This is a genomic window from Rhodococcus sp. AQ5-07, from assembly GCF_009707305.1.
Taxonomy (GTDB): domain Bacteria; phylum Actinomycetota; class Actinomycetes; order Mycobacteriales; family Mycobacteriaceae; genus Rhodococcus_F; species Rhodococcus_F erythropolis.
The window spans coordinates 607,930-624,063 of the sequence record NZ_CP046099.1 but is presented as its reverse complement, the minus strand read 5'-3'; the positions used below and the strand labels follow the sequence as shown (position 1 = coordinate 624,063).

Sequence of the window (16,134 nt, the reverse complement as noted above, 5' to 3'; positions counted from 1 at the left end):
GCGCGGCTAGCATCGGCGAACGTGAATCAGCCATGCTCGACGCGCCTGCAGGCTACGTACATTCCCGAGCACATGTCCTTCGCGTTCTGGGGTGACCCAGATCCGGCAGCGCGCTTGTCGGCGCTGGGGATGCCGACGGGATCGCCGGGCATCTGCCGGCTGGCGATCCCGGTCGACGAGTCGATCACAGCGACCGACGTCGAAGCGCAACAGCTCGACCTCGCCACCGCGATCGACGCCATGCACACCCTCGATGCACGTCGCGACGACCTCGGACCGTCGTTGCTCGCATGGAAGCGCGTCATCGACACCGGCGCACATGACATTCCGACTGCAGCACATGCCGCGATCGAGCGCGACGACACGAAAATCAGAAGCGCCCGGTCCACGGTGCGGTTGTTCACGGAAGCGCGCGCAGCCATCGAGAGTCTTCGCCGAGCAAAGATTCAGGCGACATTGCGCCCGTATCAAGTGCACGGAGTTGCCTGGCTGACTGCACTGTCGGGTTCGGGCGGTGGAATCCTCGCCGACGAGATGGGTTTGGGCAAGACACTGCAAGCGATTTCGATGATCGCGATCCGCGCCGACGACGGTCCACACCTGGTTGTGTGTCCCACCTCGGTCATCGGAAACTGGCGCCGCGAGATCGAGCGATTCGCTCCGCATCTGCCACTGCACGTTCATCACGGGACCGCTCGCGCACTTCCCACTCGTGTCCCTGCCGGCACCACGGTGCTGACCAGCTACAGCGTCTTGCGTTCCGACGCAGACCAATTGGCCCCGATCCATTGGAGTTCAGTGGTCTTCGACGAGGCACAACAGATCAAGAACCCCTCTTCGCTGGCAGCCAAAGCAGCAATGCAGTTGTCGGCCGACGTCAAGGTAGCGATGACCGGCACGCCGGTGGAGAACCGTCTCGAAGAATTGTGGTCACTCTTTCGCGTCGCCAATCCCGAAGTCCTCGGAACTCGCGCACGGTTTCGTCAACGCTTTGCCGTACCGATCGAATCCGGTCGATCGGCCACCGCGGCGACCAGGCTTGCCGCGGTCATCGATCCGTTCATTCTGCGCAGAACCAAAGACACAGTGGCCAAGGATCTTCCGCCCAAGCAATTTTCCACCGTCTCGTGCACTCTGACGTCGGAACAGGCGCGCATCTATCGGTCGGCAGTTGCAGATGCTTTCGACACCGGTTTGGGTACGGGAATTGCCCGGCGCGGCAACATCCTCGCGCTGCTGACCACCCTCAAGCAGGTATGCAATCATCCGGCGCAGGTCACCGGCGATACGGACGACCTCTACGGAAGATCCGGAAAGCTCGACCGCGCAACGGAAATGATCGCCGAGATCGTCGACGACGGCGATCGCGCGCTGATATTCACGCAATACCGGACGATGGGCGAGATGCTCTCGCGGCACCTGGGCTCCGAGTTGGGAATCGGCGCAATCCCGTTCCTTCACGGCGGCCTGAACACCGACAAGCGCGACGCAATGGTCGACGCGTTCCAGAACGACACGGATTCACCACCGGTTCTGATTCTGAGCTTGCGCGCCGCCGGCTTCGGCCTCAACCTCACGCGCGCAAGTCACGTCGTGCACTACGACCGGTGGTGGAACCCAGCCGTCGAGGACCAAGCAACCGACCGGGCACACCGCATCGGCCAGAAGCGCACCGTCAACGTCCACACCTTGGTGACGGGCGGTACCGTCGAGGATCACATCGCAGCGATGCACGAGTCCAAACGAGCTGTGGCCGATGCTGTTTCCGGGAACGTCGAGGCCGCCCTGGCCGATCTCCCTGACACCGAACTGCGTGAACTCCTCGAACTCGACGGCGCGGTGATCATCTGATGGCCAACGAATTCGGTGTCACCGCTTGGGGTCGAGCATGGCTGCGCACGGTGGAGCGGACCGCGGCATCCGGTCCGAACCCGTCCCTGCCGACGGCTCGTACCCTCGCACGCAACGGTTCCGTGGAGTTCACCGTGGTCTCATCGGGGACCGTCGTCGCGGAGGTGAGCACCAAAGCAAAAACCTCGTCGGTGACAATTGGTGTCCCGCTCTGGACCAAATCCGAAATCGCCGCAGTGAAGAGCCTTCTCCGTTCGGCGGGAAAGGCCAACAGATCCGTCTCCACCGGCGAACTGCCGGACAGCATCGTCACGGAACTGCAGGCTCGAAATATCGCAGTAGCCGTTGATCTTTCGGAGTGCACTGCCAGCTGCGACTGCTCAGGTCGACGCTCGCCGTGCGTTCACCATCTCGCCGCGATCTACGCCCTGGCCGGGCGAATCGACGAGGAACCTGCACTTGCGGTGACGCTGCGAAGTGCACCGGTCAAGGCTGGAAAGAAGTCGACATCCACAGATTCACCGGAGTGGATCCCCTTGAGTGATATCGACATTCGCTCGTTCTACGGGGACTGATCTTCTCAGTCGGTGCCGAGCGGATCGATGGTCAGGGCGAGCGTCGCGATCAACACACCCATCACACCCATCGCCGCAGTGTCGAAGACCCTTCCGCGCACCGCGAGCAACCCCACACGATTCTCGGGAACGAACCACCGAGCGGCAGCTCCGATGATGACGGCAACACCGAAGACGAGGGCGCCGCGACGCCACCGGTCGGCCAGCACGAGAACCACGGCCGCCGCGATCACGGCGAGGACCGCGAGCATGGGCAGATTCTTCTTCGCGAGGCCGACCAGTGAGGACATCGGACTCAGACTCCGGCCAGAACCCGCTCGGCGCGCTCGACCACGTTGGTGATCAGGAACGCGCGGGTCAGCGGTCCGACACCACCGGGATTGGGTGAGACGAAGCCGGCGACCTCGTTCACGTCGGCTGCCACGTCGCCGCGCAGGCCGTCGTCGGTGCGACTGACGCCGACGTCGAGGACCGCTGCTCCGGGCTTGACCATGTCTGCGGTGATGAGGCCGGGAACGCCGGCGGCAGCGACGATGATGTCGGCGCGGCGAACCTCGGCCGCGAGATCGCGGGTACCGGTGTGGCAGAGCGTGACCGTCGCGTTCTCGCTACGACGCGTCAGCAGCAATCCGATCGGACGACCGACCGTGACGCCGCGTCCGACAACCACCACGTGTGCACCGGCAATCGGGACCTCGTAGCGACGCAGAAGGTGGAGGATTCCACGTGGGGTGCACGGCAGCGGGGCTTCCTTGCCCAACACCAGTCGACCGAGGTTGACCGGATGCAAGCCGTCGGCATCCTTGTCGGGGTCGATACGCTCGAGGGCCGCGTTCTCGTCGAGGTGCTTGGGGAGCGGCAACTGCACGATGTAGCCGGTGCACTCGGGATTGGCATTGAGCTCGTCGATCGTCGCGTTGAGCTGTTCCTGCGTGATGTCGGCAGGCAGGTCGCGTCGCAAAGAATTGATACCGACCTTGGCGCAGTCGTTGTGCTTGCCGCGCACGTAAGCCGCGGATCCCGGGTCGTCGCCCACCAGGATGGTGCCCAAGCCGGGTGTGATGCCCTCTGCCTTCAGAGCGCTCACCCGCACCTTCAGGTCTTCGAAGATTTCGTCGCGGGTAGCTTTGCCGTCGAGGATCGTTGCAGTCACGGCGACCATTGTTCCAGGTTAGGGTCGATGAGTGACAACGGCTCCGGAACTACGCGGCCCGAGGGTGCTCCTCTCCCCCGTCGCGCCCGATCATCACGCCCGTCTGCGGGCAATTCACCTGCACCCGGACGTCGTGCAGTGGTGGCAAAATCCCGACGACGACTGGCCTGCAGCGCCGGAGGCCGGCACCACGCGCTACAGCATCTTCTACGGCGACCACCTGATCGGCTTCATCCAGTGGTATGAGGCGGAGGACAATCCCGACTTCCGCCACGCCGGGCTCGACTTGTTCCTCGATCCCGACTTTCACAGCCAAGGGTTCGGTCGCGAATCGATTCGGGTGCTGTGTGCCCACCTGATCGACGACCTCGCATTCCACCGTCTGGTCATCGACCCGGAAGTCGACAACTCCGTCGCCATCGCTTGCTACCGATCGGTGGGGTTCAAAGACGTCGGGGTGATGCGCGAGTACTCGCGAGATCGCCATGGTGTGTGGAAGGACGGACTGCTGATGGATCTGCTCGCACGGGAATTCATCCGCTGATCACAAGGTACGACCCGAAGGGACAGTCATCATGTTGCTGGACAAGGAATTCACGGCCACCTTGCAGAAGAGTGACGCCAAGGGTGGGTGGACCTACGTGATCTGGCCGGAGTCCGCCGAGTTCTTCGGCACCCGCGGCCTGGTCAAGGTACGCGGGACGATCGACGGACATCCGTTCCAGAGTTCGTTCATGGCGCTGGGAGACGGCAACCACAAGCTGCCGGTCAAAGCCGAGCTTCGCAAAGCCATCGGCAAGGAGACCGGCGAGATGGTGACAGTGCGCCTCGAGGAGCGCGTGGAGAGCTAGGCGCCTCTACTTCATGTCTACGACAAGACCGTGCGCCGACGCATAAGCCACCGCCTGCATCAACTCGATCTGCGCGTTTCCGACGGATGCGGACGTCCACAGGCTCGGATCGATCCGCGCGCCGCGCAGATCTGCACCTTCGAGTTTGAGTCCACCCGTACGAGCACCGGACAGATCCGCCGACGCCAGGACCGCGCCTCGCATGTCGGCCCGAACCAGGTTCGCTTCACGGAATCGGCATGAGGTGAAGTCGATCTTCCTCAGGTCCGCTCCACCGAGTGAGGTCAACGAGAAGTCGACTTCGTCGAGCGTCAACGGCCGGATACGGCAACCGTCGAACGTCGACCCGAGCAGACTGCAGTTTCGGAACGTGCTGTGCCACAGGCTAGTCCGAGCAAAATTGCAGGAGCGAAACGCCGTTCCCGTGTGCACGGACTCCCCCAGATCGGTGCCGGTGAAGTCACAATCCGTGAACACCACCGACTCCGTCGCGAGTCCGGTGAGGTCGGCATCTCGGAAATTGCAATTGGTGAAAGTGCGCTGACGCCACTTCTGCCCGGCCAGCCGCGCGTCTGAATAGTCTTCGCCGACGACGTCGTCGGATTCTTCGGGGAGCATGCCGTCCATACTGCCCCGCCGCACCGACACCGCTTCGATCGCCTAGGTCTCGCAGGCCACGCCGTCACCGTCACGATCAAGCTTGGACGAATAGCCGGGATCGCCGCGGTAGATCGGGGCAGCACCAGCCGCTCGCACCGCTGAGCAGTTGGCGTAATACACCCCTGCATCAGGCACCTTTGCCGGCGGCGGAACGTACGCGGGTTCCGTTGTCTTCGGCGGCGTGTACGCCGGGGCGGGCGGAACGTACGGCGTAGTCGTGGTTACCGGAACCTGCGGAACCAGCGGCACGATTGCCACGGTTGTCGTCGTTGGTGGCGGCACGATCGTTGTCGTCGTCGGCAAGAGGGACGACGTCGTGGTCTTCGTCGTCGACGGGACCGTGCTTTTGGTTGTCGCCGCCGCCGCTGTCGTGGAAGAGGTCACAGCAGGCGTCGTTGATTCTTCCGACTTGCCCGCGCCCGTCGCCGCGGCGATGGCAACCAGCCCCACGACTGCTGCGCCGGCGATCCACGGCCACTTACGCCGCGTCTTGCCTTCCTCGGCGTTTGCGTCCGGCACCGGCGAACCGGGAGCACCGAAGACCTGGGTGGGAGTGCCGAAGGCTTGAGTGGGTGCGTCGCCGCCCTTGGGCCGTGTCTGTGCAGTCCACTGCTGACCGTCCCAGTAACGGTCGATCGTGGGGTCGAAGGGGTCGGGGTTCCAACCGGCGGGAGGGTTCATCAAAATGTCCGTTCTGCGAAGAGTGCCGGAAATAGATTCGCACGAACTGGCCGGTTTGTTACCAATTCGCCCACACTTCCCGACCGGTCTTCTCACGGACGCGGGCACCGATACGACGCCCGGTACAGTTCCTCGAGTGTTCCGAGTGATGTTCCACGAGCCCCGCATCCCACCCAACACCGGAAACGCGATTCGCATGGTCGCGGGCACCGGTTGCGAACTCCACCTGGTCGGCCCTCTCGGGTTCGACTTGTCGGAGCCGAAACTCAAGCGCGCAGGCTTGGATTACCACGATCTGGCGACTGTCACGGTCCACGAGAACCTTGCTGCGGCGTGGGAAGCCGTCACCCCCGCGCGTGTGTTCGCCTTCACCGCGCACGCGACCACGTCCTATGCCGATATCGCCTACCTACCCGGCGACGTCCTGCTGTTCGGGCCAGAACCCACCGGACTGTCCGAAGAAGTATTGGCGGACGAACACATCACCGAGCGCCTGCGTATCCCGATGCTTCCCGGACGCCGGTCCCTCAACCTGTCCAACGCCGCCGCCCTCGTGACGTACGAGGCGTGGCGTCAGCACGGGTTCAAGGGCGCCGTCTGATCGACGTCAGTAGACGTCTCGGACGTACCGCTTCTCGGCCGAGAGAGCCTTCACGTACGCCTCCGCACTACGAGGTGCCAGTTTTCCGTGTTGAGCGACCACCCCGTTGAGGGCACTGTCGACGTCCTTGGCCATCCGGTTGGCATCGCCGCAGACGTAGAAGTGGGCGCCCTTCTGCAACCACTCCCACAGCAGCGCACCGCGCTCACGCATCCGGTCCTGCACGTAGACCTTGTCGGCTTGATCCCGGGAAAATGCGAGGTCGAGTTCGGTGAGGAATCCGTCTTTCCGCAATTCTTCGATTTCTTCGCGGTAGTAGAAGTCGGTCGCGGCGTGCTGTTCCCCGAAGAACAGCCAGTTCGGGCCCGTGTGCCCCAATGCCCGACGCTCATGCAGGAAGGCACGGAACGGCGCGATGCCGGTTCCCGGACCGACCATGATCATCGGGGTTTCGGGATCGGACGGTGGCCGGAAATGGGTCGACTTCTGCACGAAGATGCCGATGTCATCATCGTGGGCGTGGTCTGCGAGGTAGGTCGAGCACACCCCACGCCGTGGGACACCCGCGACGTTGTAGCGCACCGCGGACACCGTCAGCTGCACTTCGCGTGGGTTCTCCTTCGGACTGGAAGATATCGAATACAGCCGCGGCTGAAGCGGTTTGAGGAGGGAGAGCCATTCGTCCGTCGAGGCACGAACGGGCGACTGCGCAAGTACGTCGACGGACTGTCGTCCCCACGACCAGTCTTTGAGCGTGGAGATGTTCTCCGGCTTCATCAACTCGGCGAGGTCTGCGTCGCGAGTTCGTTGATGCACGAACCGAATCATCTCGCTCGAGATTCGAGTGATCTCCAGGCGTTCGGTGAGCGCGGTACGCAGGGTCATATCGCCGTACTGCCCCAGTTCGACGACCTCCTCACCGTCGAGGCCGGTGAGGGTGAGCCACTCGTCGACAAACGGAGAGCTGTTTCGGGGCCAGACTCCGAGAGCGTCGCCGGCTTCGTAACTGACCGTGTCGTCCGGAAGGTGAAAGCCCAACTGCCGCACGTCTTTGGAAGAGCCTGGCCGGTTGAGCACGACATTGCGCGTCAAGGCTGTGGTCAGCGGCGCCTTCTTGTTGTACTGCAGCGGCGCCGACATCGCCGGTGAAATCGGCGTGGCCGCAACGGTTGTCCCAGAATTCTTCTTTGCAACGACGACGTCGGCCGTCTCACCAGCCGCCGAGCGCTGAAGTTCAGCCGTGACAGAGTCCAGCCAACCAGCAGCGGTGTCCTCGAAATCGGGCTCGCAGTCGGCGCGATCGACGATACGACTGGCCCCCAGTTCAGCAAGGCGGGCGTCAAGCTTTCGTCCATGCCCACAGAAGTCGTCATAGTTCGAGTCACCGAAAGCGATGACTGCATACCGTGTCTCGGCTATGCGGGGCGCCGTGTCAGCAGCCAACGCATCCCAGAAACCGCTGCCGTTGTCCGGGGATTCGCCGTCACCGGAGGTACTGGTGATCAACAGGACCTCTCGGGTGGCCACCAGGTCGGCGGCCGGGAACTCGTCCATTGCATGCATCACCACGGGCAAGCCAACTTCCCCAAGGCGAGCAGCGCAGGCGGCGGCAAATTCTTCCGCGTTTCCGGTCTGCGATGCCCAGAGCACCACGATCGGCGCGCGTTCTGTCGCAATGCCCGGAGCCGAGGACAACGCGGGCCCGTCGGTGTCAGGGAGCGAGGTTCGCGAGTACAGGCCGGCCAATACCCCGTCGACCCACATCCGCTTTTCGGCATCGAACGGCGCCGTCGACGGCAACGTCGGGACCCCGGCAGTGCGATCGGCGTCCGCACGCAACGCGGCGAGAAGACCGGCCAGGTAGCTCTGCTGGAGCGCATCGAATACCACTGCAGGTGTTCCTGTTTGACCGATGACATCCGCGAGGACATCGGTTCGCGACAAAGCCCGATCAGCTGGCGCGGAAGCCACCAGCGGCGCCTCGGCGAGCACTGTTTCAGGTGTGTTCACGGCGACCTTCGTCATAGTGACAGCACAGGCTTTGAACTCCGGTTGCTGCGAGGCTGGATCGATGGCGTCGTTGGTGACAGCGTTGATGGACAGATATTCGCCGAAGGCGTCGTTCCAGTGAAATGGGGCAAAGCAGTTCCCCGGACGCACTCGGTCGGTGATGACGGCCGGAAGCACAGCGCGACCGCGGCGTGAGGCAACCTCGATCGCATCCTGGTCGACGACGCCGAGCCTGGCGGCGTCGTCGGGATGGATCTCGACGAAGGGACCTGGGTTGAGTTTGTTCAGCTTGGCGACCTTGCCCGTCTTGGTCATGGTGTGCCACTGGTGCGCGAGACGACCGGTGTTGAGCAGGAATGGATAGTCGTCGTCGGGCATTTCGGCGGGAAGCATGTGCGGCCGTGCGAAGAACATCGCACGGCCAGTGGCGGTGGGAAATGCGAGCCGCGGAGTGCTGCCGTCCTCGCGGATCAAGAGCCTTTGACTGACACCGTTATTGACGTATCGGATGGGATGACGGTCCTGATCACTGTCTGGCGGGCACGGCCACTGGATTGATGTCTTGCGGAGGCGCTCGTAGGTGACGCCGCGTAAGTCGTAGCCGGTCTTCGGATTCCAGAACTGCTTGATCTCTTCGAACACCTCTTCGGCACAGGTGTAGGTGAACGCCTCGACATACCCCATCTCGCAGGCGATCCGGGCGATGATCTGCCAATCAGGCAGCGCCTGCCCGACCGGATCCAGTGCCTGCTGAAAGAGCGTCAGGTTGCGTTCGGAATTGATCATCACTCCGTCGGACTCTGTCCACAGTGACGCGGGCAGCAGAACATCGGCGTATTCGTTGGTCTCGGTGCCCAGGAACGCATCCTGGGTGATGACGAGGTCAGCCTTCTCCAAGCCGTCGATGACGGTCTTTCGGTTGGCTACCGTTGCAACGGGATTGGTGCAGATGATCCAGCATGCCTTGATGTCACCCGCCGCCATGCGGGAGAACATGTCGATGGTGCCACCGCCGATGTCGGTGCGCAGCGAGCCTTGCGGGATCCCCCACCTCTCCTCGACGAATTCGCGATCGGCGTCGACCATCACGGCGCGCTGGCCGGGCAAACCTGGACCCATGTAGCCCATTTCACGCCCACCCATGGCGTTCGGCTGCCCGGTCAGCGAGAACGGACCGCTGCCGGGCTTGCAGATCGCACCGGTCGCAAGGTGAAGGTTGCAGATGGCGTTGGTGTTCCACGTGCCGTGGGTGCTCTGGTTCAAACCCATTGTCCAACAGCTCATCCAGTTTGCAGCCTCACCGATCCACTGCGCTGCAGTGCGGATGTCGGCCTCGGGGATACCGGTGATCTCACTGACCTTCTCCGGGGTGTACTCCGCGAGGAAACTGGGCATCACCTCCCAGCCTTCGGTGAAGTCGGCGATGAAGTCAGGGTCGGTGTGGCCGTTCACCACGAGCAGGTGGAGTAGTCCGTTGAGTAGCGCGAGATCGGTGCCGGGAGCGATCTGCAGGAACAAGTTCGCCTTGTCGGCGGTGGCACTGCGTCGAGGGTCGACGACGATCAACTTCGCGCCTGCCTTGATCCGCTCCTGCATCCGCAGAAAGAGGATCGGATGGCAGTCCGCCATGTTCGCGCCGGTCACGAAGAACACGTCGGCGTGTTCGAAGTCCTGATAGGAACCGGGCGGTCCGTCGGCCCCGAGAGACTGTTTGTAGCCGGTGCCGGCACTCGCCATGCACAACCGGGAGTTCGATTCGATCTGATTGGTCCCGATGAATCCCTTGGCCAGCTTGTTCGACAAGTACTGGGCTTCGAGAGACATCTGCCCGGACACGTACAACGCAAATGCGTCGGGGCCGTGCTCGTCGATGATTGCCCGTAGACGCTGGGCGGTGTCCGTGATGACGGCGTCCATGTCCGCGGCTTCGATCGCATCCCCTCGGCGCGGACGGCGATATGCAGAGTCCATTCGCCCCGGACCTGCGAGCATGTCTGCGGTCGTGGTCCCTTTGGTGCACAGACGCCCGAAGTTGGTGGGATGTGTCTTCAGACCGGAAGACTTCGCAGCCTTCCGGCGTCCCGTCTCCGGATCGGTGATGATGTCGAGGACAAGACCACAGCCGACCCCGCAGTACGCGCAGAGTGTGTCGACACTGGTGGTGGTGAGTTGAGCGCCCATCGATTCATGCATCCCTTCGACCGAGGATCAAGGTCGACTTCTATCTTCGGATGCAGTTGTTTCGGGAGTTCATGCTCGATGTTGCGTATCAATCACTCTTTCCTCACCGCGCCCTTCGGACCGATGTGCGGTCCCGGAACCGGCGGTCGTCGACGGGCAGCGATACGCGAATGCCCAGTTCTACGCCCTGCCGCCGAATCGAGCGATGTAGTGCCAGACCTTTTTGACGTCCTGCGGATCGAAGGACGCGCTCCGTGCGAGCCCCAGTACGGCAGGCGTCAGTCGCCTGCCGCGGGCAATTTCTCGGGCAAGGTCGACGACGGTCGCTCCCCGGCATTCGGGATGTTCGGCTATCTCTTCGACATCGACCGCGTAACCGTCGTGCCACAGAACTGCCCATTATCCGGATACGGAAGCAGCGCCGGTGAAGAAGTCGACCAGTGAATACGGTGCGCCTTCACCGAGGCAGAGATCAAGGATCACGTGCGAGTCAGCGGCCTCGGATGCACTGCGCACGAACATCGCTTCCTCGTAGCCGCTCAGTGCCGCTTCGATGTCGTCCGGGTGCGCGGCGATCGCCCTTCCCAGTTCGGCGCCGTCGAACATGGCCAAGTTCGCACCCTCACCGGACGGAGCCATCAGATGTGCCGCGTCACCGAGGAGCGTGACCCCAGGCACGCGATCCCATCGGTGCTCGTCGGGAAGTGCATGGATCGCGCGCGGAATCGGAGCGGTTTCGCCGTCTGTGATCAGCGCAGTGAGTTCCGTTGCCCAACCGTCGAACTCGGCCGCGACCCGCGCTGTCGCAGCAGCGGCGTCGGTGAAATCGATACCGGCAAACCACTCCGCCGTACGGTTCAGCTGGACGTAGGTGTGCACGATGTCCCCCGCCTCTCGATGCGCGGCGATCGCTTTTCCGGGTGCGGGCGCGTACATCGCCCCGTCACCGACTGCCTCGGCTGCAGCCGAATGCTTCTCGTCGACGTCGTACAGATACGTCTCGACGAACGTGGTGCCGACGTATTCGGGCTTCGCATCGGAGAGCAAGGGGCGGATCTTCGACCAGGCACCGTCGGCGCCGACGAGGAGGTCGGTAGTCACCGTCGAACCGTCGGCAAAGGTCAGTTCGTGTCGGCCGTCGGCGCGCTCGTCGGCGGTGTTCCGTGAGCCGAGCGAGCGGACACTGTCGACCTTGCGTCCCCATTCGATCGTGCCGTCCGGAAGGGATTCGAGCAGGATCCGTCGGAGGTCTCCGCGCAGCACTTCAGGACGGACTCCCGTGCCGTCATCGGGTTCGTCGAGGAGTACAGCGGCGTGTTGATCGAGTACGCGCGACGCGGCACCGCCCTCGTGGATGATCGCGCGGAACTCGTCGATGAGGCCGGCAGCGTCGAGCGCCGCCTGACCGTTGTGTTCATGGATGTCGAGTTGGCCGCCCTGCGTGCGAGCTTCTGCCGACGGTTCCGCCTCGTAGATCTTCGACGGAATTCCGTGAACGTGGAGGACGCGCGCGAGGGTCAGACCGCCGAGGCCCGCCCCGATGATCGTTATCGAGTTGCTCATGTTTGTTTCCTTTCAGCCTTCTATTGGAACGTCGTTCCAGTGACCATCTTGGAACGGCGTTCCAGATATGTCAAGATGGTGCGCATGGCGACCAGGAATCAGCGGACCGAACGACGTACGGACGCGCTCTCGAAGGAGCGAATCGTCGAGGCTGCGATCGAGATCCTCGACGACGAGGGCGAAGCTGCGCTGACATTTCGCGCACTCTCCGCACGCCTGGCAACAGGTAGCGGGGCGATTTACTGGCACGTTGCCAACAAGAGCGAACTGCTCGCCGCGGCGACCGACGACGTCATCGCCCGCGTGACCACCGAAGGAACCGAAAGCGCAACCCCACGGGAGGCGATCCGGATCATCACTCTCGGTGTGTTCGACGCGATCGACGCGCACCCGTGGGTCGGCACCCAACTCTCTCGCGAGCCGTGGCAATCAGCGGTGATGCAGATCTTCGAGAGTCTGGGAGGGCAACTCCAAGCACTCGGCGTTCCCCAACCGGCACAGTTCGATTGTGCGTCCGCACTCCTGAACTACGTGCTCGGCCTCGCCGGACAGTATGCCGCGGGGGCCCGCCTCCTCCCCCGCGAGACAGATCGGTCCGCCTTCCTCGCCACCGTCGCGCAGCGGTGGGAAGAACTCGATTCCGCGAAGTACCCGTTCCTCAATCAGGTGACGGCGCAATTGCGCGACCACGACGACCGAGAACAGTTTCTGGCAGGCATCGACCTCATCCTCGCGGGGATCGACACCGTCCGATAGCAGCCGTTCCCGTCAACCGCAGCCGTCAACGCGAATGAACAGCGGTGTTGGAGCCGAGCGCTATGTCGAGGAAATCTCTTGCCGCACCGCGCAATCCGCGATCGGGATCCCAGACGGCTTGGAGTCGCCTCGGCATCCGCAAGCCGTCGACGTTGACCGCGACCAGTCGGCCGTCCGTCAGGTCGGCAGCAACGGCCAACGACGACAGAACGGCGGGCGCGTTGCCTGCCACCACCGCAGCCTTGACTGCGGTGCACGAGGTGAGCTCGAGCAACGGCGGCACACAATCGGGAACAGCATTCTCGAGCGTCAGACGCGTCCCTGACCCTGACTCGCGCTGAATCAGCGGCGTGCGTGCGAGGTCCGCAACCGGAACGGGCACACCATTGGCCCAGTCGTGTCCCGGCGGCACAACCACGACGAGGTGATCACGCGCTACCTCGCACGACGCGAGCGCCGACGGCACATCCGGACCTTCGACGAATCCGATATCGGCCTGGCCTGCCTGCACTTGAGCAGAGACATCCGAGGAATTGTGCAAGCTCACCGACGCCACGACGTTGGGGAACTTGTGCCGCATCGCGACCGTCCATCCGGGAACCAGATACTCGGCGATGGTCATGCTGGCGGCAACTGCGACGGCAGCGTCGCGTTCACCGCGAAGTGCGGCAACTCCCGATGCCATTTCCTCGGCACTGACGAGGATGTGACTTGCCCACTCGAGAATCAGACCGCCCTCGGCGGTGGGACGAACACCGGTCGCCGCTCGATCGAAAACCTTGATTCCGAGCTGCCGTTCGACCGAACGCACCCGGGCGCTGACCGCTTGCTGACTGAGTCCGTGCTCCCGGCCGGCAGCACCCATGCTGCCTAGACGCCCTACGGAAAGCAGGACGTCGAGGGCACTGAGTTCCGGCACCCGAGGAGACAACGACATAGACCAAGATTAGACCCACAAGGCGAGTTTGTGGGCATTCAAGGACAACCGGTCTACCGGTACGAACCGGATGAGACGACAGTGAAATAAATGACCACCACAACGAGTCCCACCTTCGCCCACATCACCCCGAACTGGTTCGCGGCAGCGATGGGAACGGGAATCGTCTCGGTGGCCGCAGCTTCGCTCGAACCGGAGATCGAAGGCTTGAAGCTGGTCTCGGAAATCTTCTGGGTTCTGGCGGTTCTCGTACTGTGCGCCTTGATCGGCGCATTTGCCACCCATTGGTCACAACATCGATGTCAGGCCCTCGCCTACCTGCACAGTCCCGCGATGTTCCCGTTCTACGGAGCCGTCGCCATGGCCCTACTGACCGTGGGATCGGCAACCGGCATCACCGGGCCGGACTTCCTCGGCCACGACGTGGCGATCACCGTCTCGCTGACTCTGTGGATACTCGGCACGGCACTCGGCCTGGTCACCTACGTCGTGATGATGATTCGTCTCGTTCGAGATGCTGGGATGGCGACGGCAATGCCGTTCTGGCTGATGCCCGTCGTACCACCGATGGTCTCGGCCACCACCGGCGCAGCGGTCAGCACCCACATGCCCGAAGGCGCGCCGCGCATCGCGGTACTGATCTTCTGCTACATCCTGTTCGCTCTGGCACTGACCGCCGCTATCGGCATTCTGATAGCCGTCGCGAGGCAGTTCGCACGCAACCGCTCGGCCGGCGTCGACGTGATCCCGTTCAATGCCATTCCCTCGCTGTGGATTCCGTTGGGCGTGATCGGACAGTCGATCGCAGCATCCAACCTGTTGGCCGCCGCCTCACGGCATGCACTCAGTACCGAGCACGCCGACACCCTGCACGAATTCGGAATCGCATACGGAACCGTCGTCGGAATCATCGGCGTCATCGCATTTGTCACCGTCACCACCGTGACCATCCACGCACTGCGCCGCGGCTTGGACTTTTCGCTCGGTTGGTGGAGCTTCACCTTCCCCATCGGAGCATGTGCAGTCGGAGCGAATGCCTTCGGAGTCGCCACCGGTTCGACACTGATTCTGGGAATCGCACTTGCCCTGCTGACCGTGCTGATCCCCATCTGGGCAACCGTCGCGGTGCGGACCGTCCGATCGATCCGCAGTGGAGCTCTCCCCGCGGCTGCATGAATTCGCACCGATGAGTTTTGCCTCGCCGTACGGTCTGTACTCACGTAGACCATTGTCGAGAGCGGGAGTACACGGTGAGTCAGTTATTACGAGTACAGAATTTCAGCGTTTCCAGTGACGGAATAGCCTGCGGTCCGGACCAAAGCTTCGAGAGCCCGTTCGGCCTGGACCACGGTGAAATGTTTGCGTGGGCGGGAGCTACGGCCAGCTGGCCCAATCGCACCGATCCCGGCGGCAGCCGAGGCATCGACGACTACTTCACGCGGGACTTCTCCAACAACATCGGTGCCGAAATCATGGGCCGCAACAAATTCGCACCATACCGCGGCCCTTGGGAGAATCTCGAGTGGCAGGGGTGGTGGGGCGACGAGCCACCGTTCCACACCCCGGTTTTTGTCTTGACGCACCACGTGCGGCCGTCGTTCACGCTATCGGACACGACATTCCACTTCGTCGACGCTGACCCTGCGACGGCCCTCGAGCAGGCACGTGAGGCGGCGCAGGGCAAGGACGTTCGACTCGGCGGCGGGGTCAGCACTATCCGTGAATTCCTCGACGCCGATCTGGTCGACACGATGCACATCGCTGTCTGCCCGATCGAATTCGGATCCGGTCTACGCCTCTGGGAGACACCTGATGAGTTGCGCGACCGCTTCAACCTCGAAATCGTGCCGAGCCCGAGCGGCGTGACGCATCACCTGTTCTGGCGAAAGTGACCGGTGGGGGCGGCTCCCGAAACGGGAACTGCCCCCATCAGTTGTGTCTTAGGCTCCGGTCTCGACCTGGCGCCCCGACTGGTACCACGCCATTGTTCCACCGGCCACCGAAACGGCGTTGATGCCACGGGCCTGCAGATACTCCGCGGCCTGCAGGCTACGGCCACCGACGGCGCAGATGATGTACACCGTTTCCGCGTCCGGAATTTCACCGACGCGAGAGACGAATTCGCTGAGCGGAATGAGCGCCGCACCGGGAACTCGGACCTGAGCGAACTCGTCGGGCTCACGGACGTCGATCAGCGGCTCACCTGCCGCCAATGCCGTGTCCAGTGCATTCAAGTCGACTTCCAACATGTCTTCTGCGTCCTGCCTTCGTGTTCGCTGCTGTCCGAATAGACGGTACCGCGTGATTTCGTGTGT

The 16,134-nt window shown here is 63.1% G+C and carries 17 protein-coding genes; 9 read left to right on the top strand and 8 right to left on the bottom strand.

Going from position 1 to position 16,134, the window contains the following annotated elements; all coding sequences use genetic code 11:
• The first annotated feature begins 21 nt into the window (after positions 1-21).
• Both GJB56_RS02900 and GJB56_RS02895 read left to right on the top strand, forming a co-directional pair.
• Positions 22-1,851 carry a DEAD/DEAH box helicase gene (locus GJB56_RS02900; RefSeq protein ID WP_230091125.1) on the top strand — a complete coding sequence of 610 codons (1,830 nt, stop codon included), beginning with the start codon at positions 22-24 and terminating at the stop codon, positions 1,849-1,851.
• Positions 1,851-2,426 carry an SWIM zinc finger family protein gene (locus tag GJB56_RS02895; protein ID WP_113683050.1) on the top strand — a complete coding sequence of 192 codons (576 nt, stop codon included), beginning with the start codon at positions 1,851-1,853 and terminating at the stop codon, positions 2,424-2,426. Before GJB56_RS02900 ends, GJB56_RS02895 begins: the two co-directional genes overlap by 1 nt.
• 5 nt (positions 2,427-2,431) lie before the next feature.
• Here the strand turns inward: GJB56_RS02895 and GJB56_RS02890 are convergent, their stop codons facing one another.
• Positions 2,432-2,716, bottom strand: a complete 285-nt coding sequence (locus GJB56_RS02890; protein ID WP_003940740.1) for a DUF3017 domain-containing protein — start codon at positions 2,714-2,716, stop codon at positions 2,432-2,434.
• Positions 2,717-2,721: 5 nt separating this feature from the next.
• Complete coding sequence (locus tag GJB56_RS02885) at positions 2,722-3,579, bottom strand: bifunctional methylenetetrahydrofolate dehydrogenase/methenyltetrahydrofolate cyclohydrolase (RefSeq protein ID WP_007727401.1); 858 nt, start codon at positions 3,577-3,579, stop codon at positions 2,722-2,724.
• Positions 3,580-3,643: 64 nt separating this feature from the next.
• Here GJB56_RS02885 and GJB56_RS02880 point away from each other — a divergent pair, with 64 nt between their 5' ends.
• Together GJB56_RS02880 and GJB56_RS02875 are read left to right on the top strand one after the other, a co-directional pair.
• Positions 3,644-4,123, top strand: coding sequence for a GNAT family N-acetyltransferase (locus tag GJB56_RS02880; RefSeq protein WP_019747653.1), 480 nt, complete (start codon positions 3,644-3,646; stop codon positions 4,121-4,123).
• Positions 4,124-4,154: 31 nt separating this feature from the next.
• Complete coding sequence (locus tag GJB56_RS02875; protein ID WP_113683051.1) at positions 4,155-4,430, top strand: DUF1905 domain-containing protein; 276 nt, start codon at positions 4,155-4,157, stop codon at positions 4,428-4,430.
• 6 nt (positions 4,431-4,436) lie between these two features.
• Here GJB56_RS02875 and GJB56_RS02870 read toward each other — a convergent pair whose 3' ends face one another.
• On the bottom strand, positions 4,437-5,057 hold the full coding sequence (locus GJB56_RS02870) for a pentapeptide repeat-containing protein (RefSeq protein WP_113683052.1): 621 nt from the start codon (positions 5,055-5,057) through the stop codon (positions 4,437-4,439).
• Positions 5,058-5,090: 33 nt separating this feature from the next.
• Positions 5,091-5,771 carry an excalibur calcium-binding domain-containing protein gene (locus GJB56_RS02865; protein ID WP_113683053.1) on the bottom strand — a complete coding sequence of 227 codons (681 nt, stop codon included), beginning with the start codon at positions 5,769-5,771 and terminating at the stop codon, positions 5,091-5,093.
• 136 nt (positions 5,772-5,907) lie between these two features.
• Between GJB56_RS02865 and GJB56_RS02860 the strand changes: the two genes are divergently transcribed.
• The gene (locus tag GJB56_RS02860; RefSeq protein WP_113683113.1) at positions 5,908-6,372 is read left to right on the top strand and encodes a tRNA (cytidine(34)-2'-O)-methyltransferase; all 465 of its coding nucleotides are present in this window, start codon (positions 5,908-5,910) and stop codon (positions 6,370-6,372) included.
• 6 nt (positions 6,373-6,378) lie between these two features.
• Here the strand turns inward: GJB56_RS02860 and GJB56_RS02855 are convergent, their stop codons facing one another.
• Entirely contained in the window at positions 6,379-10,563 is a 4,185-nt protein-coding gene (locus GJB56_RS02855) for a bifunctional nitrate reductase/sulfite reductase flavoprotein subunit alpha (RefSeq protein WP_113683054.1), read from the bottom strand.
• 78 nt (positions 10,564-10,641) lie between these two features.
• Between GJB56_RS02855 and GJB56_RS02850 the strand changes: the two genes are divergently transcribed.
• Positions 10,642-11,007, top strand: coding sequence for a hypothetical protein (locus GJB56_RS02850; RefSeq protein WP_154606641.1), 366 nt, complete (start codon positions 10,642-10,644; stop codon positions 11,005-11,007).
• Here GJB56_RS02850 and GJB56_RS02845 read toward each other — a convergent pair.
• On the bottom strand, positions 10,963-12,126 hold the full coding sequence (locus GJB56_RS02845; protein ID WP_113683055.1) for an FAD-dependent oxidoreductase: 1,164 nt from the start codon (positions 12,124-12,126) through the stop codon (positions 10,963-10,965). The two genes, GJB56_RS02850 and GJB56_RS02845, sit on opposite strands and share 45 nt — an antisense overlap.
• Positions 12,127-12,201: 75 nt before the next feature.
• Here GJB56_RS02845 and GJB56_RS02840 point away from each other — a divergent pair, with 75 nt between their 5' ends.
• The gene (locus GJB56_RS02840; protein ID WP_020906975.1) at positions 12,202-12,882 is read left to right on the top strand and encodes a TetR/AcrR family transcriptional regulator; all 681 of its coding nucleotides are present in this window, start codon (positions 12,202-12,204) and stop codon (positions 12,880-12,882) included.
• A 25-nt stretch (positions 12,883-12,907) separates the two neighbouring features.
• On the opposite strand, the gene GJB56_RS02835 is transcribed toward GJB56_RS02840, so the two are convergent.
• Positions 12,908-13,819: a LysR family transcriptional regulator gene (locus tag GJB56_RS02835; RefSeq protein WP_113683056.1), complete on the bottom strand. Its 912-nt coding sequence runs from the start codon at positions 13,817-13,819 to the stop codon at positions 12,908-12,910.
• A 90-nt stretch (positions 13,820-13,909) separates the two neighbouring features.
• On the opposite strand from GJB56_RS02835, the gene GJB56_RS02830 reads away from it, so the two are divergent.
• Together GJB56_RS02830 and GJB56_RS02825 are read left to right on the top strand one after the other, a co-directional pair.
• On the top strand, positions 13,910-14,995 hold the full coding sequence (locus tag GJB56_RS02830; RefSeq protein WP_044480105.1) for a TDT family transporter: 1,086 nt from the start codon (positions 13,910-13,912) through the stop codon (positions 14,993-14,995).
• A gap of 74 nt (positions 14,996-15,069) precedes the next feature.
• On the top strand, positions 15,070-15,711 hold the full coding sequence (locus tag GJB56_RS02825; protein ID WP_029537878.1) for a dihydrofolate reductase family protein: 642 nt from the start codon (positions 15,070-15,072) through the stop codon (positions 15,709-15,711).
• 48 nt (positions 15,712-15,759) lie between these two features.
• Here the strand turns inward: GJB56_RS02825 and GJB56_RS02820 are convergent, their stop codons facing one another.
• Positions 15,760-16,068 (bottom strand): rhodanese-like domain-containing protein, encoded by a 309-nt coding sequence (locus GJB56_RS02820; protein ID WP_019747641.1) that lies wholly within the window; start codon positions 16,066-16,068, stop codon positions 15,760-15,762.
• Positions 16,069-16,134: the final 66 nt, after the last annotated feature.

What these genes read in the sequence shown, in the direction of transcription:
- GJB56_RS02890 (WP_003940740.1), bottom strand. Translation starts at nt 2,716, where the DNA reads ATGTCCTCACTGGTCGGCCTCGCGAAGAAGAATCTGCCCATGCTCGCG.
- GJB56_RS02870 (WP_113683052.1), bottom strand. Translation starts at nt 5,057, where the DNA reads ATGGACGGCATGCTCCCCGAAGAATCCGACGACGTCGTCGGCGAAGAC.
- GJB56_RS02820 (WP_019747641.1), bottom strand. Translation starts at nt 16,068, where the DNA reads ATGTTGGAAGTCGACTTGAATGCACTGGACACGGCATTGGCGGCAGGT.
- GJB56_RS02875 (WP_113683051.1), top strand. Translation starts at nt 4,155, where the DNA reads ATGTTGCTGGACAAGGAATTCACGGCCACCTTGCAGAAGAGTGACGCC.
- GJB56_RS02840 (WP_020906975.1), top strand. Translation starts at nt 12,202, where the DNA reads ATGGTGCGCATGGCGACCAGGAATCAGCGGACCGAACGACGTACGGAC.
- GJB56_RS02850 (WP_154606641.1), top strand. Translation starts at nt 10,642, where the DNA reads ATGTTGCGTATCAATCACTCTTTCCTCACCGCGCCCTTCGGACCGATG.
- GJB56_RS02895 (WP_113683050.1), top strand. Translation starts at nt 1,851, where the DNA reads ATGGCCAACGAATTCGGTGTCACCGCTTGGGGTCGAGCATGGCTGCGC.
- GJB56_RS02830 (WP_044480105.1), top strand. Translation starts at nt 13,910, where the DNA reads ATGACCACCACAACGAGTCCCACCTTCGCCCACATCACCCCGAACTGG.
- GJB56_RS02865 (WP_113683053.1), bottom strand. Translation starts at nt 5,771, where the DNA reads ATGAACCCTCCCGCCGGTTGGAACCCCGACCCCTTCGACCCCACGATC.
- GJB56_RS02835 (WP_113683056.1), bottom strand. Translation starts at nt 13,819, where the DNA reads ATGTCGTTGTCTCCTCGGGTGCCGGAACTCAGTGCCCTCGACGTCCTG.
- GJB56_RS02855 (WP_113683054.1), bottom strand. Translation starts at nt 10,563, where the DNA reads ATGGGCGCTCAACTCACCACCACCAGTGTCGACACACTCTGCGCGTAC.
- GJB56_RS02845 (WP_113683055.1), bottom strand. Translation starts at nt 12,126, where the DNA reads ATGAGCAACTCGATAACGATCATCGGGGCGGGCCTCGGCGGTCTGACC.